Below are 22,190 nucleotides of genomic sequence, written 5' to 3'. Positions count from 1 at the left end.
GGCGGCAAGGTTAGTCGCCTTCGCCACACAGAGCAAGTAGAAAAGACGACGACAAAGCGGGGGTCAGCTGGATTCTTCGCCACGTTGCAGTGCCAACTGGTACAAATGGTTTTTACGACCGCCCGTTATTTGCGCCGCTAGGCGGGCTGCTTGCTTGACCGGCAACTCCTGCAGCAACGCATCCAACACTCGCATTGCCTCGGCCGAAACCTCATCGGCCACGGGTGCAGCGGCACCCTCAACCACCAACACACATTCACCGCGCTGCTGGTTACTATCACCCCGCACCCAGTCAGCAAGCTCTGCCACAGGCGCAGAGCGCAAAGTCTCAAAGGTTTTTGTCAGCTCGCGGGCCAAGACCACGCGTCGTTCAGGCCCGAGAATCTCACGCATATCATCCAGACACTCCAGCAAGCGATGCGGCGCCTCATAGACCATCCAGGTGCGCTGCTCTGCTGCAAGCCCTTCCAAACGTTGACGACGACCGTGCGACTTGGCTGGCAAAAAACCTTCAAAGGCGAAACGGTCTGACGGCAAGCCTGCGGCGCACAGCGCAGCAATCAAGGCACAGGCGCCCGGCAGAGGCGAAACCCGCACGCCCGCTTCGCGCGCTTGACGCACCAGGTGATAGCCAGGGTCAGAAATCAACGGCGTGCCAGCATCCGAGATCAGCGCTAGATCGTCGCCGGCCAGCAATCGGGCCACCAAACGCTCACCTTTGCCACGCTCGTTATGGTCGTGGCATGCGGTCATCGGCGTACCAATACCAAAGTGCTGCATCAGTCTGGCGCTGTGCCGTGTATCCTCGGCGGCAATCAAAGCGACAGAGCGTAATACCTCCAGCGCGCGTGGCGTAATGTCCTGCAGGTTACCTATTGGCGTGGCAACCACAAAGAGCGTGCCGGCAGTGATCGTCATATAAGCTCCCGATAGTAATCTGTGACGCATTGTACAGGAGAGATGCGCACCACAGCGATTGCCTGGAGATTGGCAGGGGCCTTGGTTACAATGCAGGTACTGTTTATCTCAAGGGGAGCGCTGTCGCTGCGACCCACCGCGTAAGGACACTCCGCATGCCCCGCAATCTACGCCTGCCCGCACTCGCCATTGCTCTTTCCTGGCTAGTGGTCGGCTGCTCCTCCCAGCCCACACAACTGGACGATCTGCCGAGAACACCGCAGGCCTCCGTCGACCAACTGTTAAAAGATGCAGAGGGCGAATCCGGACCGCAAGCAGAGTTGCTGCGCCTTTATGCAGCTCAAGCAGCCATGCAATCTGGCGACGCGGAGCGCACCCAGCTTATTTTGCAACGCATCCCTCAGAGCAAGCTGCCCAGCGATCAACAGATTCGTTTCAGCGAACTGCAAGCGCAAAGTGCACTGGCCATCGGCGATAACGCCGGCGCTCAGCGCGCCATCCAACACCCCTCGCTGCAACAGCTCGACAGCCGCCCGCTAGACGAACAACTGCGCGTCCAACAGCTGCGTGCCGATATCTACGATGCCAACGAAAAACCAGTCGAGGCCGCCCAAGAGCGGATGTTCATCGACAGCCTGCTACCCGCCAACGCCCAAGCCAGCAACCAACAAGCCATCTGGGACAGCTTGGCCAAAGCCAGCACCACTGACTTGCAGGCGGCATCGAATAAAGCGACTGGCGAATTTGCCGGCTGGGTACAACTGGCTCTGATCAATCGCCAGAACAGCAACCTTGATCTGCAAATTCAAGCCCTGCAGGCATGGCGCGAGACTTATCCAACTCACCCAGCCAACAGCAAATTGCCAAAAGCAATGGAGCAGTTGCAGGAGCTGCAAGCCAGCCGCCCAACCCATATTGGTTTATTGCTACCGTTCAGCGGCCCGCTGGCCAATGTTGCACAGGCGCTGCGCGACGGCTTCCTGGCCGCCCAATACCAGGCGCAGAGTCAGGGTATAGAGCAGCCACAAGTTACGCTGTACGACAGCACTCAATATGTTGACGCATTGCAGGCACTGAACCAGGCCAAATCAGAAGGCGTTCAATGGATCATAGGGCCGCTGGAGAAAGATAAAGTCGCTTATCTTGCCGCCCTTCCCAACTTGCCGCTGCCGGTGCTATCGCTAAATTACAGTGAGCAACAAGGCAACAACGCGCTGACGTTCTACCAGTTTGGTCTAGCACCAGAAGATGAGGCACGCTCCGCAGCCATGCGCGCTTGGGAAGACGGCCGCCGTCGTATGGCTACGTTGTCCACCAATGATGATTGGAGCCAGCGTGCCAATTATGCCTTCAAGCAGCAATGGGAAGCCCTCGGTGGCGAGCTGATTGGACAAGAAATTGTCGACCAGCCCGCTACTGTTGCGAATCAGATGGGCGAGCTGCTGAAGATTCGTCAAAGCGAGCGCCGCGCCAATACGGTTCAAGGCATTCTCGGCGATGTTAAAGCTCTACCTACGCCACGCCAGGATCTGGACGCGCTGTTCCTCGCAGCCACCCCACTGCAAGCCAGGCAGATAAAGCCCACGCTGGCATTCCAGTACGCAGCAGCGCTGCCCGTTTATGCGACATCACATTCTTATCAGGTAGACCCAAGCGGCTCCCAAAACACCGACTTGGATGGCTTGCTGGTCGCGGAAACGCCTTGGCTACTTGAGCAGGACGATCCTCTGTACCAGAGCGTCACCGCCAGCTGGCCGCAAGCGGCGGGGCCGCTTGGCCGGCTCTATGCCATGGGTATAGACGCCCAGCGCATTTTCAGTCGGCTGCCGCAAATGCGGCAGTATCCAGACACCCGCATAGAGGGCGCCACCGGTCTGCTGTCGCTAACCCAAGGCGGCCGCATTCAGCGTGACCTGGCCTGGGGCCAGATTGAAGATGGCTTGCTCAGACCTGCAGTCATCGATAACGATTTCTGATGCTACGCTTCACCGCCAAACAGCGCGTCGGCAACCAAGCCGAAGCTTTGGCTGAACAAATCATGTTGCGTGCCGGTCTAAGCTGTCTCGCGCGCAATTACCGGTGCAAGCAGGGCGAGCTTGATCTGGTCATGCGTGACGGGGATACAGTAGTATTCGTAGAAGTGCGTTACCGGCGCCAAACGTGCTGGGGTGGCGCGGCGGAAAGTGTTAACAAGCCAAAGCAACAACGCGTCATTTTGGCTGCACAGCACTTTCTTCTTCACCACCCAAGACTGGCCAACCGCCCCTGCCGCTTCGATGTTATTGCCGCCGAAGGCAATCCCGCGGATCCGGCTGCTTATAACTGGATCCGAGAGGCTTTCACTTGCTAGCGAGTTCTCCTATGGACATGCAACACAGAATTAGACAGCTGTTCACCGACAGTATCGAAACCAAGACACGCGCCATGGACATTCTTGGCCCGAGCATTGAGCAAGGCAGCCAAGTGATGGTCAATGCCCTGCTGAATGAAGGAAAAATACTGACCTGTGGCAACGGCGGCTCCGCCGGTGACGCCCAGCACTTCTCGTCTGAGCTACTTAATCGCTTCGAGCGCGAGCGTCCCAGCCTGCCGGCCATTGCGCTGACGACCGATGCATCCACCATCACCTCGATAGCCAATGATTACAGCTTTGAAGAGGTTTTTTCCAAGCAAATTCGCGCCCTCGGCCAACCCGGCGATATATTGCTGGCGATTTCCACCAGCGGCAATTCAGCCAATATCATGCAAGCCATCCAGGCAGCGCACGACCGCGAAATGCTGGTGGTGGCTCTGACCGGTCGTGATGGCGGCGCCATGGCCTCTCTACTGCTCCCTGAGGACGTAGAGATTCGGGTTCCGGCTCGTTCCACTGCTCGTATCCAGGAAGTTCACCTGCTTGCGATACACTGCCTGTGCGACCTGATTGACCGTCAACTGTTTGGGAGTGAGGAATGACACGTTTTATTGCTGTAGCACTACTGGTGACGCTATCGGGCTGCACCAGCGTATTAACCTCAGCACGCGACACCCCAATCGAAGACGACCGCGGCACTCGTTCGCTGGGTAGCAGCATTGATGATCAGTTCATCGAAACCAAAGTATCGGTAAACGTCAACAAGGCGCATCCTGACATTGAAAGCCAGGGGCGCATTTCGGTTACTAGCTACAATGGTGTGGTGCTATTGGCTGGCCAGGTACCAAGGCAGGATCTACTGCCACTGGCCGAACAGGCAGCCAAGAACACGCAAAAGGTAAAGGTGGTGCATAACGAGCTGACTGCCAGCAGTCCTTTGTCGTTAATGGCGCGTAATCAAGATGCGCTGATCACCACCAACCTTAAGACCCGCATGCTGACTTCCGGCAATATTCCAGGCAGCCGCATCAAGGTGGTCACCGTGGCAGGTGTAGTTTATCTCATGGGACTGGTAACCCAGAACGAGGCTTCGCTAGCTGTAGCTGAAGCCCAGCAAGTAGGTGGAGTTCAGCGCATTGTGAAGCTGTTCGAATACATCGACTGACAAGTACCAAGCAATAAAAAAAGCGCCACATTCAATCTGAATGTGGCGCTTTTTTTATACACTACGCTCAGCCAGAAATAACTAACTGAGCAGCGCTATTTGACCACCTTAAGTGATGGGCGACCACCCTCAGGCTTGCCAGGCGCTTTAGGCGTGGGGCTTGAGCCTTCGCTCGGTGGCGGCGTCACAGGCTCAACTTCAAACACCATGCCTTGGCCATTTTCGCGAGCATAAATCGCCATGACTGCACCCGCTGGAACCCACACCTGCTGTGCAACACCACCGAAACGACCGTCAAAACAGATACGGTCATTATCCATATCTAATTGACGAACCGCGCTCGGCGACAAATTGAGAACGATTTGCCCGTCTTCTACAAATCCCACAGGCACTGCGGTCTCGGGAAAATCAGCATTCACCAATAGATATGGCGTGCACTGATTATCCAGAATCCAATCATACAGCGCTCGAATCAGGTAGGGACGACTGGAATTCATCTCCGTCATGCCTTACTCCTCTAGTTGCGTCGAATGAGTTACTGCATTTCCTTCTCGGCAGAAGAGAGACTGGCAATGAAACCCTCGCGCTTGAACACCCGGTCCATGTAGTCCTGTAATGGCTTAGCCTGCTTGGGCAACTCGACACCCAACTCAGGCAAACGCCAAAGTATAGGAGCTATGCAGCAGTCCACCAGACTGAACTCGTCACTCATAAAGAACGGCATTTCAGCAAATACTGGAGCAACCCCAGTCAGACTTTCACGCAACTCTTTTCGCGCCTTGGTGACCGCAGCGGGCGCACTTTTGGCATCAGCAATGATATCGACCAACCGGCACCAGTCGCGCTGCACGCGATACATCAGCAAGCGGCTATTGGCACGCGCTACTGGGTAGACCGGCAGCAGTGGAGGATGCGGAAAACGCTCATCCAGATACTCCATCATGATATTTGGCTCATACAGCACCAGATCACGATCAAGCAACGTGGGAACACTGTTGTAAGGGTTGGTTTCAGCCAGCTCTTGGGGGTGATTGTCAGGCTCTACATCAACCACATCGACGGTTACACCCTTCTCTGCCAGTACTATACGTACCCGATGACAGTAGTGGTCACGTGGATCGGAGAAAAAAGCCATCGAGGAACGCTTGTTGGCGGTAACGCCCATAAATCAACCCTCATCCTTTAGCGGACTGCGGCAAGCACACTAAATGCAGCATGAAACACAAGAAAACGCGAGCTTCTGCCCACGCAAACGAAACGGCATTATACCCTAGAAACAAGTGCGCGCCCCAAAGGGCGCGCACCAATCATCAGCAAATACCGGCGATCAGTGAATGTCGCGCCAGTATTCACGTTTAAGCAGGTAAGCAAACACAAACAAGAAGGCCAGATACAACAGAACGTAGACACCAATACGCTGACGCTCTAGCTTGACCGGGTCTGCCGAGTAGGCCAGAAAGGTCACCAGATTACGCACTGTGGTATCAAACTCTTCTTCGCTCTGCGTTCCGGTGTCAGGAACGATAGTCAGCACGTCGCACTGCTCTTCCTTCATGATGTCACCGGTCAACGTATCACGCTGAACCTTGCCATCATGATCTTTCACCGGCATAGCCTTGCAGCCAACCACCTGGCGCCCCTGTAGCTCAGCCATCACGTTTGGCATACCCACATTGGCGAACACCTTGTTGTTAACACCGAGCGGGCGCTCTGGATCTTCATAGAAGGTCCGTAGATACGTATATAGCCAATCAGTACCGCGCACCCGAGCAACCAGAGTCAGGTCTGGTGGCGCAGCGCCGAACCATACCTTGGCATCATCATGACGCATACCAATTTTCATATGCTCACCGATAAGTGTGCCTTCGGTGAAAACGACATTGTCGAGCATCAGTTGATCTGGAATTCCCAGATCATTCGCTACGCGCTCATAGCGTTGATACTGAGCTGAGTGGCAACCCATGCAGTAGTTGGCGAAAGTGCGCGCACCGTCCTGCATGGCCGCTTTATCAGCCAGGTCGATATTCGCTTCATCCAAAGCGACCGAGTGACCACCAGCAGCCATAGTAACCGCTGGTACCAGCGCAAAAAACAGAGCAATTAATTGTTTTTTCATCAGCCCGTAACCCTTTCCGGAACCGGTTTGGTTTTCTCCATACGCGTATAAAACGGCATCAGGATGAAGAACGCGAAATACAACACGGTGCAAACTTGCGACAACAGGGTCAGTGCAGGAGTAGAAGGCACGGCACCCAGAATTCCCAGAATCACGAACACTACGCAGAACAGGAACAGTGCAAGCTTGCTCATCCAACCCTTGTAGCGGATCGAACGAACCGGACTACGGTCCAGCCAAGGCAGAACGAAAAGCACCGCAATAGCGCCACCCATGGCAACAACACCAGGGAACGCAGAACCGGCAATTGACGGCACCGCGCGCAAAATCGCGTAGAACGGGGTGAAGTACCAAACCGGCGCGATATGGTCAGGTGTCTTCAGCTGATTGGCCAATTCAAAGTTCGGCTTCTCAAGGAAATAACCGCCCATTTCCGGGAAGAAGAATACGATGCCGCAGAAGATAAACAGGAAGACCACCACACCCACAATATCTTTCACTGTGTAGTAGGGATGGAAAGCGATGCCGTCGAGCGGCTTGCCGTTCTCGTCCTTGAATTTCTTGATATCGACGCCGTCAGGGTTGTTTGAGCCCACTTCGTGCAGCGCGATGATGTGCAACACCACCAAGCCCAGCAACACAATCGGCAGAGCGATGACGTGCAACGCGAAGAAACGGTTGAGCGTGATACCCGAGATCAGGAAGTCACCGCGCACCCACTGGGCCAAATCAGGACCAATAAAGGGAATCGCGCCGAACAACGAGATAATGACTTGCGCACCCCAGTATGACATCTGCCCCCAAGGCAACAGGTAACCCATGAAGGCTTCACCCATCAGCACCAGGTAGATCATCATACCAAACAGCCAAATCAGCTCACGAGGCTTCTGATAAGAGCCATACATCAAGCCGCGCAGCATGTGCATGTATATGACGACGAAAAAGGCTGAAGCACCGGTTGAGTGCAAATAACGCAGCAGCCAGCCATACTCGACATCGCGCATAATGTATTCGACAGAGGCAAAGGCGCCATCAGCCGAAGGCTCATAACTCATGGTCAGCCAGATACCGGTAATCAGCTGGTTAACCAGCACCAGCATGGCCAGCGAGCCAAAGAAGTAGAAAAAGTTGAAGTTTTTGGGAGCGTAATACTTGGTCAGGTGATCTTCCACCACCTGATTGACCGACATCCGCTCATTAACCCACTGCATCAATTTATTCATCAAGCGCTCTCCTGATCCACGCCGATCACGACAATGTCATCAGTCTCGTAGTTATAAGGAGGCACTGGCAGGTTCAGCGGTGCAGGCTGCCCCTTGAACACGCGCCCGGACATATCGTAATGGGAGCCATGACAAGGGCAGAAGTAACCACCCTTCCAGTCTGCGCCCATTTCAGCAGAGGCAACTTCCGGCTTAAACAGCGGAGAACAGCCCAAGTGAGTACAAACGCCCATGACAATCAGCAGTTCAGGCTTGATAGCCCGCGTCTTGCCGTCGACATAATCAGGCTGACTGGAGGCTTCAGATTGCGGATCGGCCACCTCTGAGTCGGTGTCATCCAGCAAAGCCAGCGCTTCGGGCGTGCGGTGTGAAACAAATACCGGCTGGCCGCGCCATTCAACAACAATCTGCTGACCCAGCTCAACCTTACTGACATTCACCTTTACCGGCGCACCAGCCGCTTTGGCTCTAGCGCTCGGGAACCAAGATCCCACAAAGGGGACTGCTACCCCTGCTGCTCCGGCGGCACCTACCACACTCGTAGCGGCCACCAGGAAGCGACGCCGGCCATTGTTTACGCCGTCATTACTCATCCAGTCGTCTCCCATCAGCTAAATTCAGACCTTTTCCAAGGCCTTTTTTAAGTTTTATACAGCTTGCACAAAATGAAACCGATGGTAATGAAAAACCCCTTTTTTGACAAGGTGATATCCACTTCCAAAGCAGGTAGACACTATACCGAATACAAAGCCTTCTAACCGCTAAAGACAGCATAGTTCATTGCGGCACCTTGCCGCAGACACAAAAACGCCCGGCACCTCCAGAGGAGGGCCGGGCGCTTGGAGCGCCAAAAATAATTAACGCTTGGAGTACTGAGGACGCTTACGCGCTTTACGCAGACCCACTTTCTTACGCTCAACTTCACGTGCATCGCGAGTAACGAAGCCAGCTTTACGCAGTTCAGCACGCAATGTTTCGTCATATTGCATCAGAGCACGGGTGATACCGTGACGGATGGCACCGGCTTGACCAGAGATACCACCACCGCTGACGGTGACGTACACGTCAAACTTCGAAGTGTTCTCGGTCAGCTCAAGTGGCTGACGAACAATCATGCGAGCTGTTTCACGACCAAAAAACACGTCGATGCTGCGATTGTTGATAGAGATGTTGCCAGAACCCGGACGCAGGAATACGCGAGCGGTGGCGGTTTTACGACGGCCAGTGCCGTAGTTCTGTGTCGCCGACATAGTGAACTCCTGTTAGATCTTCAGTTCTTGGGGTTGTTGTGCAGTATGCGGATGAGCAGATCCTTTGTAGACCTTCATCTTGCGATACATGGCACGACCCAGAGGGTTCTTCGGCAACATACCTTTTACGGCACTCTCAATAACACGCTCAGGAGCACGCTGGATCAGCTTTTCGAAGTTGATCGACTTGATGCCGCCCGGAAAACCGGAGTGGCTGTAGTAGATCTTATCTTGAGCCTTATTACCGGTGACGTGCACTTTCTCTGCATTGATAACGACAATGTAATCGCCAGTATCAACGTGCGGAGTGTATTCGGGCTTGTGCTTTCCGCGCAGACGTGTAGCAATCTCGGTAGCGAGACGACCCAGGGTCAGACCACTGGCATCTACTACATACCAATCACGTTTTACGGTTTCAGTTTTTGCGCTGAAGGTTTTCATTAATCCTAGCCTCAGAGGCCGCTCTAAATAAGAAGACGGCGAATCTTACAGAATGAAATGTGTTTTTACAAGACAACAAAGCCTAGAACAGACACTCAGTGGGGGCTGCGTGGGTCTGGGTGGCATCTGCGCTGTAACAACAACAACGACAGGCTAGGCATCCTGTCGAAAGTGGCGGGCATTATGTCAAGACGTTGAAAAAATACAACCTTTATTTGAATCCGTGGTCAATAATGAGCCCACATTCCGGCAACCAAGGAGCACGCCATGCAATATCGCCCCCTCGGCCGCAGCAACCTGAAAGTAAGCGCTTTATGCCTCGGCACTATGACCTGGGGTGAACAGAACTCGCAAGCGGAAGCGTTCGCCCAGATCGACCGTGCGCGTGATGCCGGCGTCAACTTTATTGACACCGCTGAGATGTATCCCGTGCCGCCCAAGGCTGAAACCTACAGCGCCACCGAAACTATCATTGGTAATTTCTTTCAACAGCGCGGCGAACGTGAAAAGTGGATTCTCGCCAGCAAGATTGCCGGCCCCGGCAACGGCATGAGTTACTTGCGTGACGGGCGCACTCGGTTTACCCAACAACACATCGACAGCGCTATCGACGGCAGTCTCCAGCGCCTGCAAACCGACTACATTGATCTTTATCAACTGCACTGGCCTGACCGCAGGACCAATTTTTTTGGCCAGCTAGGCTACCAACACAACCCGGATGATGAACTAACGCCCTTCGAAGACACCCTCGAAGCATTGGACAAGCAAGTCAAAGCCGGCAAGATCAGACATATCGGCCTGTCAAACGAAACACCCTGGGGCGTGAGCCGCTTCCTGCAGCTGGCAGAGGAGCGCGGTTGGCCGCGCATGGCATCGATCCAGAACCCCTATAACTTGCTGAACCGCACCTATGAGATTGGCCTGGCAGAAATGTCGCTGCGCGAGCAGTGCGGCCTGCTGGCATACTCACCATTGGCTTTTGGCGCGCTGACCGGCAAGTATCTAAATGGTCTCAAGCCGGAAAAGGGACGCCTCACACTGTTCAGCCGCTTTAACCGTTACAGCAATCCTCAGGCAGAGAGAGCCTGTGCACGTTATGTTCAGCTGGCGCGCGATCACGGACTAGACCCGGCACAGATGGCACTCGCTTTCGTGACCAGGCAGCCTTTTGTTACCAGCAACATTATCGGCGCCACCAACATGGATCAGCTCAACCGAAACTTGAGCAGCGTCAATATGGGACTGACCGACAGCGTGCTGCAGGCAATTGCCGAAATCCATCAAAGCCAGCCAAACCCCGCTCCCTAAACTTCTTCGACCGTCACTGCGTGGCCGCAAACAAGCCGCCACGCAGACTTGACCGCATTGGGCAGACAAGCGAAACTCCCGGGCAAAATACGCCATTTCAGCCATCACTGGCCGATTCAGCACAATAAGATAATCACCATGCTTGCCCGCCCTTCTACTCTGCCGCCGCTTCAACAGGTCGCTGTTCTTGCGACGGACTGCACGATTGCCTCCACTGTCATGCAAGCCAAAGACTTCTTTTATATGGCCAGCCTTAACGATGGCCGCCAACGAGGTCTTGGCCTAAAACCCAGTTTTAGCACCCTGATCGTTGCCGCTGACGACCAACCGGCCACCAGTTTCAGCCAAGATGTGTTTCCGATTCAGGCGTGTATCGATCAAGTGGAACCACAACTGATCATCCTGCCCGCGTTCTGGGGTGAGTTCGACGAATTACTAAAGCGCTACCCGACCGTGCTGCCCTGGCTACGCAAATCACACGCCCGCGGCGCCGTCATCGGCGCCGTCGCCAATGGTGCCTATTGGGCTGCCGCAGCCGGCTTGCTGGACGACCGCGAAGCCACGACTTACTGGCGCTACCACGACGACTTTAGCCAGCGCTTCCCCCGCGTTGTCTTGCAGCGTGACAAGCACCTAACCGACGCAGGGCAAGTACTCTGCGCTGCCGGGATCAGTTCAGGGCGCGACCTTTTTGTACATTTGGCAGACAGGCTATGCGGGCCAGGCGTCGCCCAGACGGTGGCGCGGGACGTATTTTACGAAGTGCAGCGCAGCTATACGCCGGGTGTAATCGGGTTTGGCGGACAGAAGATGCATCAGGATCTGGCAATTTTGCAGATCCAGCAATGGCTTGAAAGCCACTTTGCTGAGAAGTTTCGCTTTGAAGATGTAGCCAGCCGGCACGGCATGAGTATTCGCAATTTTATGCGCCGCTTTCAGCAGGCCACCGGAGACAAGCCGCTGCAGTACTTGCAACGACTACGTATTGAAATGGCTAAAAACCTGCTTAGCACCAGCCGCCTTAGCATCAAAACCATCAGCTACGACATCGGCTATGACGACGCCAGCTTCTTTGCCAGGCTGTTTCGTCAGCACACCGACCAGTCACCCAATCAATACCGTCGGCAATACCAGCGCCAACCAGCCGACTAATCAGGGCTTGTGGGCGCGTGCCAGGAACTCGTGGGACTGCATCTCGAGCAACCGACTTAAGGTACGCTGAAACTCGAACTCCAGTCGGCCACCGGTATACAGATCTTTTAACGCGACCTCGGCCGAAATGATCAACTTAACGTTTCGATCATAGAACTCATCGACCAGATTAATGAAGCGTCGCGCCATGTCGTTTTTGCTGACATCCATCTGTTCAACGTTGGCAATGAGCACGGCGTGAAAAATACGCCCGAGCTCGATGTAATCGTTCTGACTACGAGGCCCATCGCAGAGCGCGCGAAACTCGAACCAGGCTACATCCTCACAGACTCGTACCGAGGGAATTACTCGGTTCTCGACCATCAATTGCTCGGCCTCGACCACCTCATCCATGTCGGGCACCAGGCTATCAAAACTGCGCTGTAAGCTCGCGTTTGCCTCGCAATCCAAAGGCCAGTGGTAAAGCTCTGCCTGTTCAAGGGCACGCAACCGGTAATCGACGCCATTATCGACATTGACCACCTCGGTTTGTGCGTTCAGCAAGGCAATCGCAGGCAGGAAGCGCGCACGCTGCAAACCATCTTTATAGAGGCCGTTTGGCACTATGTTGGAAGTCGCCACCAAGGTAACGCCTTGCGCAAACAGCTCCTCCATTAAGCTGCCGAGAATCATTGCATCCGTAATATCCGAGACAAAAAACTCATCGAAACAAATAACCCGCGCTTCTTCTGCAAATTGGGCTGCAACCAGTTTGAGCGGGTTTTTTTTACCTTTCAGGCCTCTCAGCTCTTGATGCACACGCTGCATAAAGCGATGAAAATGCGTACGCATCTTGCGCTCGAACGGCAGGGCATCAAAAAAGGTATCGACCAGATAGGTCTTGCCACGACCCACACCACCCCAGAAGTAGAGCCCTTTTACCGGTTCCGGCTTCTTGCCACGCAGGCGCCCCAACAACCCGGGCTTAGCTTGATCACTGGCGATCAGCTCATCAAACAGGCGCTGCAGATGGCGCACTGCCTTTTCCTGGGCTGGATCATGAAAGAAGTCCGGACGCTGAAGGTCCGCCTTGTATCGCTCAAGGGGAGACATACATTGTTACCAAAGGGGTTACGACGGGTGCGATACTCTACCCGCACGTCACCCCCTTGGCAATTAGCCTACTAGCCTAGCGCCTGCTCAACTGCGGCCTTGAGCGGTACCAACTGGCCATGAAAGAAGTGCCCGGTATCAGCAAAGCGAACCACCGTTGAGTTAGCCTCATCGGCGAACGCGGCATACACAGCCTCCGGCGCCACCACATCATCCGCCTCCCCCATCATTACCTCCGCAGGTCCACGCAGAGGCTTCAGGTCGGCAAAGCGTTGCTTCTCGACTGAAGGGGCGACCAGCACCAAGCGCGCGGGCCATGTCGTCAAGGCACTGGCGGCCGCGGCCGCGACATAACCGCCGAAAGAAAACCCCATCAGCCAAAGCTGTTCCATTTTTAGCTCTGTTTTCGCCCAGGCAATTACCGCCAGGCAGTCTTGCGCCTCGCCTAAACCATAATCATGTTCGCCGGCGCTACTACCCACTCCGCGAAAGTTGAACCGCAGCGTGCTCGCACCCATGTCTCGCGCTGCGCGCATCAGCGTGTGCACCACCTTATTTTGCATGGTGCCACCCTGCACTGGATTAGGATGACAAATGATCGCCACCAACCCAGCGCGCTCGCCACGCGTAATGACCGCTTCAAGTGGGCCGGCCGGCCCTCCGATAATGACCTGCTCTTCGCCTGGACGGCTCATGAGTATCTCCGTGACTACTGCTGCATGAATGGCGTCGCACTAGTGGAACTGCCCACACCGGCAGCACTCCAATAGGATATTCTGGCCTCTGCCTAGTGTGACTGGCAAGGCAGCGATCCTTGGCAGGCTCTATTCTGTTGTCACATGCTGGCGCGTTGCGCTGAATGTTAGACAGCAACATAGACACTAGCCTTGGCCATTAAATGTCGTTACCGTAAGATCATGCTCTGACAGCACCAGTGCGGTTGCCTGGCAGCACCAATCGAATGACGAGGGACCTAAGGTGGAAGCAAGCGAGAACCTGTGGATAGCAACAGCCATTGCCTTGGCAGTGGGAATCGTAGTCGGCATCGTACTGACGCAAATTTCGCGTCGCGTCGGTGGCGGCAACTCCTCTAGCTCCCAAGCCCAGCTCGAGAGCCTACAGCTGCGCTTTGAAGAGTATCAGCAAGAAGTCGCAGCGCATTTCAAGACTACCGCCAACCTGGCTGGTCGCTTGAATCGTAGCTATCAGGATATTCAGGAGCACTTGACTCATGGCGCGATCGACCTAGCGCCTGATGATATGACTCGCCAACGTCTGCTTGCCGCATTGGAACAAGATGCGCCCGTCACTCCGGGTAGTCGCAAGCAAAACGAAGGCGCCTTTGACAGCCTTGAGCCACCGCGCGACTACGCCCCAAAAGATGGCGGGGCGCCTGGCACTCTGTCGGAAAATTACGGCATCAAGCGCAAGCTTTGAAGCCCCAGCCCGCACTCATCTGAGCGCGGGTAACCCACCTAATGTCATCCATGCCATCGCCCAACCCAGCGCTGCTTACCCTGCCAACAGACTCATCGGATCAACTGCATATTGCAGGTGACTGGACACTTAACAACTACAGTGAGCTACGCAAGCTGATCGGCCGGGTGCCGCAACAGCAGCGCCAGAGTTTCACTCAAGTTGATATGAGCCAGCTAGCGCGACTCGATACCGCCGGTGGGCAAATGCTAGCCGAACTGCTTGGGCCAGAGCAGTTGCAGCGGGTAAGCGAAAACGATCCTGATCTGGCGAACGAGCGTCGTACCCTACTGCAGCGCATTGCCAGCAGTTGTACCGACCAGCCTGAGAGCCTCGCAGCCGAGCCTATGCTAGTGATTGCTCTGCTAGAGCGCATTGGCGTATCCATGCTGGGCTTTTATGCGCACGTGCTTGAGCTGCTTGGCTTTATAGGTCTGACCCTGAGCGGTCTGGTCCGCAATCTACTGCGCCCGGGCAACTGGCGGATCACCGCCGTCGTCGCGCAGATTGAGCAAACCGCGTTCAACGCCATCCCTATAGTCGCGCTGCTTACCTTCATGGTGGGAGCAGTAATCGCATTTTTGGGTGCCACCGTGCTGGAGTCCTTCGGCGCTAGCATTTATACAGTCGATTTGATTGCCTTCTCATTTCTGCGCGAATTCGGTGTGTTGCTGACCGCCATCCTTATGGCCGGTCGCACCGCGAGTGCGTTTACCGCACAGATTGGCTCAATGAAAGCCAACGAAGAAATCGATGCCATTCGCGCACTCGGGCTGAATCCGCTAGAGATACTGGTGCTACCACGGGTACTCGCGCTGCTGGTCGCTATGCCCGCCCTGACCTTTATAGCCATGGTGTCGGGTTTGTTCGGCGGCGCTATGGTTTGTGCATTGTCGCTGGATATCTCACCGACCATGTTCGTCAGCATGCTGCAGCAAAACGTAGAAGTTAAACACTTCTTGCTGGGTATCGCTAAAGCACCTGTCTTTGCCTTCCTGATCGCTGTGATCGGCTGCCTGGAAGGTTTCAAGGTCAGCGGCAGCGCTGAATCGGTCGGCGAGCACACCACCTCTAGTGTGGTGCAATGCATTTTCGTGGTGATTCTGGTCGATGCACTGGCGGCGTTGTTCTATATGGAGATGGGCTGGTGAGCGAAACTCCCGACAACCAACAGCCGCTGGTATCCGTGCGTGGGCTGGTCAACCGTTTTGGCAGCCAAACCATTCACGACAAGCTGGATTTGGATATCTATCCGCGTGAAATTATCGGCGTCGTGGGCGGCTCAGGTACCGGCAAGTCAGTCTTGCTGCGCTCCATTGTCGGCTTGCGGCGGCCCAATGCTGGCTCCGTAAAAGTCTTCGGCAAGGACCTGCAAAGCTTGTCGCCAGAAGAGCGCACTGAACAGGAGCGACGCTTTGGCGTCTTGTTTCAGGCAGGCGCCCTGTTCTCTTCAATGACAGTGCTGGAAAACATCGCGCTGCCGTTAATAGAGCATGCTGGCCTCAGCCGTGAAGATGCCGAACATCTAGCCCGCATGAAGGTGGCACTCACCGGCTTGCCTCCCGAGGCTGGCGACAAGTACCCCTCAATGCTATCCGGTGGCATGGTCAAACGTGCAGCACTAGCTCGCGCCCTGGCGCTGGATCCCGATATATTATTCCTCGACGAACCCACCGCCGGCCTCGACCCTATAGGCGCAGCTGCCTTCGATCAGTTAATTAAAACCCTGCGTGACGCCCTCGGCCTCAGCGTGTTTTTGGTCACCCATGACCTCGACACCCTCTACGCCATTTGTGACCGGGTTGCGGTACTATCGGAAAAACGCGTATTAGTGGCCGATAGCCTGCAGCGAGTCAGCGAGACAGACAACGCCTGGATTCAGGAATACTTTCATGGCCCCAGAGGCCGTGCCGCAGCGGCAAGTAAAAACGCCCTTACCCCGGAGTCCAACTAGATCATGGAAACCCGCGCCCATCACGTGCTGATCGGTTTATTCACAGTGCTATCTGCACTGGCGGCCATCAGTTTTGCCATCTGGATGAGTAGCTCCAGCGCCAGCAGTGAGTACCGTTACTACACCGTGCTATTCAAACAGGCGGTCACCGGGCTTTCACGCGGGAGCGCAGTGCAATTCAGCGGCATCCGCATCGGTGACATTACCGAGCTAACGCTCGATAAGCAGGACCCACGCAAGGTGCGTGCGCGCATTCGCATCGACCCCAGCGTGCCCATCACGGAAAGCACTGTTGCCGGCCTGTCATTTACCGGCATTACCGGGAACTCGGTGCTCGAGCTCAGTCACAAAAATCCCAACAGCCCACCATTGCAAGGCAAAGACGGCGAAGACCCCATCATCTACGCCAAGCCATCGCCTCTTTCCAGCCTGCTGGAAAACGGCGAAGACCTAATGACTAACATAAACCAACTGATCGTTAGTGCGCGCGATATCCTGTCCGAAGAGAACGTTGACCACCTCAGCAAAACGCTGGAAGGGTTACATCAGGCCACCGACAGCATCAGCAATCCGAATGGCAATTTACAGCAGCTGTTAGTCGAATTAACCGAGACCAGTCGTGCTGCCAAGAGCGCGCTGGAGCAAAGTAATCAACTAATTGCTAACGCCGACCGCTTGGTCAGCAACCAAGGCGCACAGACACTCGACAGCGCTCGAGACGCCATGGCCTCGGTAGCGAAATCCAGCGATACGTTAGAAAATATATTGACCGACAATCAGGCCGCTTTTTCGAGTGGCATGCAGGGCTTGGGGCAACTTGATCCAGCGATCAATGAGTTGCGATCCACTCTTGCTGAGCTGCGCCTGCTGACTCGCCGACTGCAAGATGATCCTGCCCGTTTCTTGCTGGGCCGTGAAAACAAACAGGAGTTTCAACCATGATCCAGCGTCGCACTCTGCAATTGGGCGCCGGCATGCTGATGCTGAGCCTCGCCAGCGCCTGCTCGGTTCTGCCTGAGGCAGAACCCATTACCTTTTACAACTTACCTAGCCCGCAACTGACACAAAACCAAGCACAGCCGCTGCCGTTATCACTGCGCATCACCACGCCAGATGCCAGTTATGCACTGCAAGCACCGCGCATCATGGTTAGCCCCGATGAGAACACCATTAATAGCTACCAAGGCGCGCGCTGGACCGACCCCAATCCAGCGCTGCTGCGTGAACACCTAATCCAGGCATTCCAGCAAGACGGTAGCTTCCGCACAGTCACCAATGAAAACCAGGCGCTAGAAACCGACGTGCATCTGTATAGCGACCTGCGCCAGTACCAGACCATCTATCGCGCCGGCACGCCGCAGATTACCGTCACCCTGGATGCCAAGCTGGTAGACCCGGTCACGCGGCGTGTCATCGCAGCCAAGCATTTCCAGCTGGAGCAGGCTATCGACGACCCACAGGTACCCGCGGTAGTGAAAGGTATGGGGGCTGCGTCAGATCAATTAGCACGTGAGCTGATCAGCTGGAGCCGCAGTTCGTTAGCCGATATGGCCGCTGTGCGCGTTCAGCAACCTGACTGAGCCGCCGCTCGGTCAGTACGCCTGAATCGATTTCAAGACTAAACCGAACCGCAGGCACCGCAATCAGGTGCCTAGCGCGTTGGACGCGGTACGCCCCGTTCCCTAAACAGCACAGTCGTGCGCACGGTTACATCGCTCTGAAACGCCTTTTCGTAGTTAACGTCCAGCACGTAGGCCTTGGCCCGCAGTCGGATCGACAGGCGCTCGGCTATCTGTACTTCCTCAATGGCAAAAGTCACCGGCTTCTTCAAGTAAGCATAACGACTGGTGACGATCACCTGCCGCGCTATGTCCTGGGCCTGTTGAATGTCGGCATCCAGAGCCAGGTGAAAATCCGTCACCACCATCATATCCATCGCGCCAAGGTTACCCGAGGAAACGATATCGGTGATGAAGCGGGAGTTGGGAATGGTGACAATGTTGTCATCCAGGGTGCGCAGACGCACGGTGCGCAGGGTGATCGCCATGATCTCGCCGTACACGCCATCAAAAGAGACGCGGTCGCCCACCTGAAAAGGTCGATCGAATAGCAGAATCAAACCGGATATCAGCGATGCTGCCACGTCCTTCAGGGCAAACCCGATTGCCACAGCGGCAGAGCCACCAATCGCGATCAGGAACTCATGCGGTGGGCGCAGCACGCCTACCACCAGTACCACTGCACCGATAATGTAGAGCACAAAACTCAGCAAGGTAGTGAGCTGCATAATGGCGAAGCGGCGTGATGGAAAACGCGTCATCACCCGGCCCATCATGGTGCGTATAAACCAGTTGATCAGCCACAGGACAAAGACGCAGAAAAACAGCAGAAAAAGCGTTCCCGCGTTGAACATGTTTACAAAGGTCGTTAGCTGATCGCCTAAATTGTCATCATTCATGCAGCAGGTTCTTCCTGGCCAGTAGCCTCATGATGGTGGGATACCAGAGCGGTGCAATGCGATAGCGCTTATTCTCCGAGCGTAAAATAAAGCCAGTGTCAGAGGCCGTTTTCAGCGCCGTACGCACTACCCTTTCTGGCAGCGCCGTAACCGCTACCAATTCATCGCTGGTCATGTTCTCGTGAGTCATCACCGCGGCATAAACAAAATGCAGATCATTATCCAGTTTCTCCAACGAGCTACCCGACACCTCATCAGGCAACCCAACCACAACGGTTTTGCCTTCCAAATGGATAGATTGCAGCCACAAACGCAGCGCTAGCATCGGATTACCCATACAGGCATCCCATAGCAGGCTGAAGTACAACTGCTCCGCGTTTCGAATGCTGCCCGCTTCAGGCCCGCGCGTGGCCAGCAGGATATCGTCGTAACGGATCTTGTAACCGCTGAGGTGGTTGCGCGACAAAATCAGCGAACGCACTTCATTCTGCGACCAGGGGCGCACTGTTCTTACATTGCGGAATTGGTAGTCCCGACCATAAATATTACTTAGATAGGCCCAACTCTGGTTATTAATTGCAACTAGCCAAAAAACGTTCTCGATGCGGGTGTTAACCAGACTCAGCAGCGCCTCCCAACCACTAAGACCACCCACCTGCCGCAAAAACAGATTTTGTGCATTATCCAGAATCAGCAAGGTGGGCTGGCGCTCTGCATCGGTACGCACCAGCGCCGACGGTCCGGCCGTCAGATCGGTCTGCAAGGCTTCGCCCACCAGGCTCAGCACCGTTTCTGCCGTACAGGTTTTACCCGGCACTTCAAGCAGATGCACTAAGACCTCTGCTTGTTCTTCGGCAACTTCCTGCTTCAGACGATAAAGTACCGCTGATTTCCCGCCGCCGCGCGGCCCGGTCAACAGCAGCGCGTTCTCACTGGACTTATCACCCAACCAATGGTCCAGCCCCTTGCGCACGCTGGTATAGAGGCCGGAATCAATAAACGGAACCTGATCATGGCCGTGCTCCAGAAACCAGTGTTCGTAAGCATCCAATGCCGCCGCGTCCGAAATAGGCTCCGGCTGTCCAGCCTCAGCCGCAGCAGCGCGCAACTTGAAGCTGCGCGCGAACAGCTTGCGATACCAGTCGTAGTCAAACAGCGCCTTGTGAAGAAATCCGCCCAATAGCGCCAACAGCAGAGGCGGCGCCGCGATAGGCGCCACCAGCAGGAAGGTACGCTCGCTCAATAAGCGCTCGATCGTGTGATCACAACGCGCCGGCAGCACGGATTTCAGCGAATCAATAAAGTCCTGTCTGCGGCTACGCAGCAGTATGCCCAAGGCCAACAAGAACCCCAGCAAGCTCAGCAGGTGGCAGATGCCCAATAGCTTGGAAGGGCCGACTCCCAGCTTGATAAAATCTTCAATCAGCAGCGGCACCACTGCCACCGCAGCGGCGACGCGGGCACGCCGTTTTACCTGAATTAATTGCTCCTGACTTAGATAGCTCCCCGCCTGCAACGCAATGCGCTGCAACAGCCATTCCCCTGCAATGCAGATCAACCCATACAGGATAAACAGACGTGCCAGAGGGATCAGCGAGTTCAACAACGCCAGATGGTAATGCGTGAAAACCATCTGCAGCAGCTGCAGACCAAGCAGACCGACGACCCAGGGCAGTAGCAGTGGCAGGCTAGCTGTAATTCTGCTGATCTGGGAGGCCAAACGCCGTTTACGGCTCCAGCGTGCAAATCGGCTTTGCACGCGAGCTGCCGGCGCCTGTGTTTTACGCGCGAGAGCAGCCAGCAATGGGAAAGTCAGCAACCCCAACAAGTACTCCAACCCTTTGGCCCAGGCTGAAATATGGCCCTGATCCGCACTGGTGTGTTGATAGCTCAAACCCGTGTCGCTGAACAGCCACTCCAGACGAGTGCCGAATGCGCGTCCCTCCTCAGCCAGCAGATGCTCGGTGTCCTCCGTATCTAACTGATTAAAAACCGCGGCGTGCTTTTTCCATAACCAACCACGCACATCATTGAGCGCATTGCGCTGCACCAGCACGTCGTGTTGCGCGAGTTCGTAATAGTCGCGACTGAGTTTTTGAAGCTCTCCCGGCAGGCCATCAATAACGGTATCTTCTGGGACTTCAGCCAAGGGTTCTATGTCATAGGCATTACGCCATAGCGCCAGTAACTCGGCGATACGTCCGGGGCTGACCTCCCGGTGCAACGCGGACAACTGTGCAAAAAAACCGCGGCGTAATTCACTAAGCCGCGCTTGTACTTTCTCCGCCGCAGCGAGGTTCGCCGAAGCAGCGGCCGTGTTGCCGTCTTGCGTCGCTGCGCGCAACGCCTCAATTTGTGCCATCAGTCGCTGGCGTGAACTCCATACGCGCGGCAACGCATCGCGAGTAGCAACGGGCTGATCCAGCCACACCGCTTCCTGTCGATGCAAGCGTTGCAGCGCTCGGGTCAGATTTTGACGCGAAGCCTGATACTTTTCCTCGAGAGAGGGGCAGTCGATCTCATCAGGCCAATGCCATTGTTCATCCAAGCTGGTGCCTGAGAGCGTCACTTCGTCAAACTGCAGGTCGGCGGGAAATTGGTCGTTATAGATGGCATCAAAAGTGCTGCGTCGCGTGTTCACCACCGCCAGCTCACGCTCCAGAGAGCGCAGCAAGGTAGTCTCATCGCGACAATCGGTAAACTCGGCAGCGGCGGCTTTGGCCTCTGCGAACAACGACGTAAAGCAGCATACTGTGAGAATGCAGAGGATTCGTGTAAACGCCATATCGCCCCTGATATGAGTTGGCCGCGCAGCTCCGATAGCTGATTATTCCGACCGTGATGATCCCTCTTCCTGATACAGCGCCGGCCGCATGACCAAGCGCTTCAGGTTATTCCTGACCCGAGCGAAATTATAGCTGCACCAGCAGCGAATGCGGATGTATTTACATCCGCTTAGTCGACGCGCGGCGGATCAATTAGAGATTAGCGGCCAGCCCCCTATGAAAAAAGCTGTCTTTGCTCAGTAGCACATCCGCTCGGTGCACCTGGGCCGGATACGCCAGGATCGCATTCATCCGCTCCAGGTCCCGAAAGATATCACCGCCACCACCCACAACATGTGCTTGGCGCGCCGCTAAATCGGGAAAGGCTTCAAAGATGGCAAAAGTTGAGAGTGCCAGACGCACGGCAAACCAAGGCCCGGTAGCGGGCTCAGATTCCACGCAGGCGCGAATATCCCACAGCATTTGCAGCACTTCCTCCTCTTTTCCAGGCAGCGCTTC

Annotated in this window: 24 protein-coding genes; 11 read left to right on the top strand and 13 right to left on the bottom strand. The window is 55.3% G+C overall.

Features of this window, described 5'->3' with window-relative positions; translation table 11 throughout:
- Nucleotides 1–63: 63 nt before the first annotated feature.
- Nucleotides 64–912 carry a 16S rRNA (cytidine(1402)-2'-O)-methyltransferase gene (gene rsmI, locus AC1XYH_RS02295; protein WP_483326283.1) on the bottom strand — a complete coding sequence of 283 codons (849 nt, stop codon included), beginning with the start codon at nt 910–912 and terminating at the stop codon, nt 64–66.
- Between the two features lie 161 nt (nt 913–1,073).
- Between rsmI and AC1XYH_RS02290 the strand changes: the two genes are divergently transcribed.
- From AC1XYH_RS02290 to AC1XYH_RS02275, 4 genes are read left to right on the top strand one after another with little or no spacing between them, the layout of a single operon-like run.
- Nucleotides 1,074–2,894: a penicillin-binding protein activator gene (locus tag AC1XYH_RS02290; RefSeq protein WP_483325053.1), complete on the top strand. Its 1,821-nt coding sequence runs from the start codon at nt 1,074–1,076 to the stop codon at nt 2,892–2,894.
- A complete protein-coding gene (locus AC1XYH_RS02285; RefSeq protein ID WP_483325052.1) occupies nt 2,894–3,268 on the top strand; it encodes a YraN family protein in 375 nt (124 codons plus the stop codon). The genes AC1XYH_RS02290 and AC1XYH_RS02285 overlap by 1 nt, the downstream gene beginning before the upstream one ends.
- A gap of 11 nt (nt 3,269–3,279) precedes the next feature.
- A complete protein-coding gene (locus AC1XYH_RS02280; protein ID WP_483325051.1) occupies nt 3,280–3,873 on the top strand; it encodes a phosphoheptose isomerase in 594 nt (197 codons plus the stop codon).
- Nucleotides 3,870–4,436 (top strand): BON domain-containing protein, encoded by a 567-nt coding sequence (locus AC1XYH_RS02275; protein WP_483325050.1) that lies wholly within the window; start codon nt 3,870–3,872, stop codon nt 4,434–4,436. Before AC1XYH_RS02280 ends, AC1XYH_RS02275 begins: the two co-directional genes overlap by 4 nt.
- A gap of 95 nt (nt 4,437–4,531) precedes the next feature.
- Here the strand turns inward: AC1XYH_RS02275 and AC1XYH_RS02270 are convergent, their stop codons facing one another.
- The 7 genes from AC1XYH_RS02270 to rplM all read right to left on the bottom strand — a co-directional run bounded on the left by AC1XYH_RS02270 (nt 4,532) and on the right by rplM (nt 9,466).
- Nucleotides 4,532–4,933 carry a ClpXP protease specificity-enhancing factor gene (locus AC1XYH_RS02270; RefSeq protein WP_483326282.1) on the bottom strand — a complete coding sequence of 134 codons (402 nt, stop codon included), beginning with the start codon at nt 4,931–4,933 and terminating at the stop codon, nt 4,532–4,534.
- Between the two features lie 38 nt (nt 4,934–4,971).
- Nucleotides 4,972–5,601 (bottom strand): glutathione S-transferase N-terminal domain-containing protein, encoded by a 630-nt coding sequence (locus AC1XYH_RS02265; RefSeq protein ID WP_483325049.1) that lies wholly within the window; start codon nt 5,599–5,601, stop codon nt 4,972–4,974.
- Nucleotides 5,602–5,763: 162 nt separating this feature from the next.
- Nucleotides 5,764–6,552 (bottom strand): cytochrome c1, encoded by a 789-nt coding sequence (locus AC1XYH_RS02260; RefSeq protein ID WP_483325048.1) that lies wholly within the window; start codon nt 6,550–6,552, stop codon nt 5,764–5,766.
- On the bottom strand, nt 6,552–7,775 hold the full coding sequence (locus tag AC1XYH_RS02255; RefSeq protein ID WP_483325047.1) for a cytochrome b: 1,224 nt from the start codon (nt 7,773–7,775) through the stop codon (nt 6,552–6,554). Before AC1XYH_RS02255 ends, AC1XYH_RS02260 begins: the two co-directional genes overlap by 1 nt.
- A complete protein-coding gene (petA, locus tag AC1XYH_RS02250) occupies nt 7,775–8,368 on the bottom strand; it encodes a ubiquinol-cytochrome c reductase iron-sulfur subunit (protein WP_483325046.1) in 594 nt (197 codons plus the stop codon). The genes AC1XYH_RS02255 and petA overlap by 1 nt, the downstream gene beginning before the upstream one ends.
- Before the next feature lie 264 nt (nt 8,369–8,632).
- A complete protein-coding gene (gene rpsI / locus AC1XYH_RS02245; RefSeq protein ID WP_335606503.1) occupies nt 8,633–9,025 on the bottom strand; it encodes a 30S ribosomal protein S9 in 393 nt (130 codons plus the stop codon).
- Between the two features lie 12 nt (nt 9,026–9,037).
- The gene (rplM, locus tag AC1XYH_RS02240; protein WP_335606502.1) at nt 9,038–9,466 is read right to left on the bottom strand and encodes a 50S ribosomal protein L13; all 429 of its coding nucleotides are present in this window, start codon (nt 9,464–9,466) and stop codon (nt 9,038–9,040) included.
- A gap of 267 nt (nt 9,467–9,733) precedes the next feature.
- Between rplM and AC1XYH_RS02235 the strand changes: the two genes are divergently transcribed.
- Nucleotides 9,734–10,774 (top strand): NADP(H)-dependent aldo-keto reductase, encoded by a 1,041-nt coding sequence (locus AC1XYH_RS02235; RefSeq protein WP_483325045.1) that lies wholly within the window; start codon nt 9,734–9,736, stop codon nt 10,772–10,774.
- Between the two features lie 138 nt (nt 10,775–10,912).
- Nucleotides 10,913–11,926 carry a GlxA family transcriptional regulator gene (locus tag AC1XYH_RS02230; protein ID WP_483325044.1) on the top strand — a complete coding sequence of 338 codons (1,014 nt, stop codon included), beginning with the start codon at nt 10,913–10,915 and terminating at the stop codon, nt 11,924–11,926.
- On the opposite strand, the gene zapE is transcribed toward AC1XYH_RS02230, so the two are convergent.
- On the bottom strand, nt 11,927–13,018 hold the full coding sequence (zapE, locus tag AC1XYH_RS02225; protein WP_483325043.1) for a cell division protein ZapE: 1,092 nt from the start codon (nt 13,016–13,018) through the stop codon (nt 11,927–11,929).
- A gap of 71 nt (nt 13,019–13,089) precedes the next feature.
- Entirely contained in the window at nt 13,090–13,713 is a 624-nt protein-coding gene (locus tag AC1XYH_RS02220) for an alpha/beta hydrolase (protein ID WP_483325042.1), read from the bottom strand.
- A 283-nt stretch (nt 13,714–13,996) separates the two neighbouring features.
- On the opposite strand from AC1XYH_RS02220, the gene AC1XYH_RS02215 reads away from it, so the two are divergent.
- Genes AC1XYH_RS02215 through AC1XYH_RS02195 form a run of 5 tightly spaced genes read left to right on the top strand, consistent with a single transcriptional unit; the run spans nt 13,997 to nt 18,028 of the window.
- Nucleotides 13,997–14,455, top strand: coding sequence for a Z-ring associated ZapG family protein (locus AC1XYH_RS02215; protein ID WP_483325041.1), 459 nt, complete (start codon nt 13,997–13,999; stop codon nt 14,453–14,455).
- Nucleotides 14,456–14,496: 41 nt separating this feature from the next.
- On the top strand, nt 14,497–15,645 hold the full coding sequence (locus AC1XYH_RS02210) for an MlaE family ABC transporter permease (protein WP_483325040.1): 1,149 nt from the start codon (nt 14,497–14,499) through the stop codon (nt 15,643–15,645).
- Nucleotides 15,642–16,448: an ABC transporter ATP-binding protein gene (locus AC1XYH_RS02205; protein ID WP_483325039.1), complete on the top strand. Its 807-nt coding sequence runs from the start codon at nt 15,642–15,644 to the stop codon at nt 16,446–16,448. Before AC1XYH_RS02210 ends, AC1XYH_RS02205 begins: the two co-directional genes overlap by 4 nt.
- Nucleotides 16,449–16,451: 3 nt before the next feature.
- A complete protein-coding gene (locus tag AC1XYH_RS02200) occupies nt 16,452–17,390 on the top strand; it encodes an MlaD family protein (protein ID WP_483325038.1) in 939 nt (312 codons plus the stop codon).
- Nucleotides 17,387–18,028 carry an ABC-type transport auxiliary lipoprotein family protein gene (locus AC1XYH_RS02195; protein ID WP_483325037.1) on the top strand — a complete coding sequence of 214 codons (642 nt, stop codon included), beginning with the start codon at nt 17,387–17,389 and terminating at the stop codon, nt 18,026–18,028. The genes AC1XYH_RS02200 and AC1XYH_RS02195 overlap by 4 nt, the downstream gene beginning before the upstream one ends.
- Before the next feature lie 71 nt (nt 18,029–18,099).
- Here the strand turns inward: AC1XYH_RS02195 and AC1XYH_RS02190 are convergent, their stop codons facing one another.
- The 3 genes from AC1XYH_RS02190 to AC1XYH_RS02180 all read right to left on the bottom strand — a co-directional run bounded on the left by AC1XYH_RS02190 (nt 18,100) and on the right by AC1XYH_RS02180 (nt 22,163).
- The gene (locus AC1XYH_RS02190) at nt 18,100–18,906 is read right to left on the bottom strand and encodes a mechanosensitive ion channel family protein (protein ID WP_483325036.1); all 807 of its coding nucleotides are present in this window, start codon (nt 18,904–18,906) and stop codon (nt 18,100–18,102) included.
- Complete coding sequence (locus AC1XYH_RS02185; protein ID WP_483325035.1) at nt 18,899–21,691, bottom strand: ATP-binding protein; 2,793 nt, start codon at nt 21,689–21,691, stop codon at nt 18,899–18,901. The genes AC1XYH_RS02190 and AC1XYH_RS02185 overlap by 8 nt, the downstream gene beginning before the upstream one ends.
- A 193-nt stretch (nt 21,692–21,884) precedes the next feature.
- Entirely contained in the window at nt 21,885–22,163 is a 279-nt protein-coding gene (locus AC1XYH_RS02180) for an antibiotic biosynthesis monooxygenase (protein WP_483325034.1), read from the bottom strand.
- Nucleotides 22,164–22,190 lie beyond the last annotated feature (27 nt).

It is taken from the genome of Pseudomonas sp. GW-45 (assembly GCF_056896675.1).
This window is presented reverse-complemented; position numbering and strand designations above follow the sequence as displayed.

Excerpts from the sequence above, each read along its gene's own strand:
- AC1XYH_RS02230 (WP_483325044.1), top strand. The coding sequence starts at position 10,913 with ATGCTTGCCCGCCCTTCTACTCTGCCGCCGCTTCAACAGGTCGCTGTT.
- rpsI (WP_335606503.1), bottom strand. The coding sequence starts at position 9,025 with ATGTCGGCGACACAGAACTACGGCACTGGCCGTCGTAAAACCGCCACC.
- AC1XYH_RS02200 (WP_483325038.1), top strand. The coding sequence starts at position 16,452 with ATGGAAACCCGCGCCCATCACGTGCTGATCGGTTTATTCACAGTGCTA.
- AC1XYH_RS02210 (WP_483325040.1), top strand. The coding sequence starts at position 14,497 with ATGTCATCCATGCCATCGCCCAACCCAGCGCTGCTTACCCTGCCAACA.
- AC1XYH_RS02190 (WP_483325036.1), bottom strand. The coding sequence starts at position 18,906 with ATGAATGATGACAATTTAGGCGATCAGCTAACGACCTTTGTAAACATG.
- AC1XYH_RS02220 (WP_483325042.1), bottom strand. The coding sequence starts at position 13,713 with ATGAGCCGTCCAGGCGAAGAGCAGGTCATTATCGGAGGGCCGGCCGGC.
- AC1XYH_RS02235 (WP_483325045.1), top strand. The coding sequence starts at position 9,734 with ATGCAATATCGCCCCCTCGGCCGCAGCAACCTGAAAGTAAGCGCTTTA.
- rplM (WP_335606502.1), bottom strand. The coding sequence starts at position 9,466 with ATGAAAACCTTCAGCGCAAAAACTGAAACCGTAAAACGTGATTGGTAT.
- AC1XYH_RS02280 (WP_483325051.1), top strand. The coding sequence starts at position 3,280 with ATGGACATGCAACACAGAATTAGACAGCTGTTCACCGACAGTATCGAA.
- AC1XYH_RS02290 (WP_483325053.1), top strand. The coding sequence starts at position 1,074 with ATGCCCCGCAATCTACGCCTGCCCGCACTCGCCATTGCTCTTTCCTGG.
- petA (WP_483325046.1), bottom strand. The coding sequence starts at position 8,368 with ATGAGTAATGACGGCGTAAACAATGGCCGGCGTCGCTTCCTGGTGGCC.
- AC1XYH_RS02275 (WP_483325050.1), top strand. The coding sequence starts at position 3,870 with ATGACACGTTTTATTGCTGTAGCACTACTGGTGACGCTATCGGGCTGC.
- AC1XYH_RS02255 (WP_483325047.1), bottom strand. The coding sequence starts at position 7,775 with ATGAATAAATTGATGCAGTGGGTTAATGAGCGGATGTCGGTCAATCAG.
- zapE (WP_483325043.1), bottom strand. The coding sequence starts at position 13,018 with ATGTCTCCCCTTGAGCGATACAAGGCGGACCTTCAGCGTCCGGACTTC.
- AC1XYH_RS02270 (WP_483326282.1), bottom strand. The coding sequence starts at position 4,933 with ATGAATTCCAGTCGTCCCTACCTGATTCGAGCGCTGTATGATTGGATT.
- AC1XYH_RS02185 (WP_483325035.1), bottom strand. The coding sequence starts at position 21,691 with ATGGCGTTTACACGAATCCTCTGCATTCTCACAGTATGCTGCTTTACG.
- AC1XYH_RS02265 (WP_483325049.1), bottom strand. The coding sequence starts at position 5,601 with ATGGGCGTTACCGCCAACAAGCGTTCCTCGATGGCTTTTTTCTCCGAT.
- AC1XYH_RS02285 (WP_483325052.1), top strand. The coding sequence starts at position 2,894 with ATGCTACGCTTCACCGCCAAACAGCGCGTCGGCAACCAAGCCGAAGCT.
- AC1XYH_RS02195 (WP_483325037.1), top strand. The coding sequence starts at position 17,387 with ATGATCCAGCGTCGCACTCTGCAATTGGGCGCCGGCATGCTGATGCTG.
- AC1XYH_RS02260 (WP_483325048.1), bottom strand. The coding sequence starts at position 6,552 with ATGAAAAAACAATTAATTGCTCTGTTTTTTGCGCTGGTACCAGCGGTT.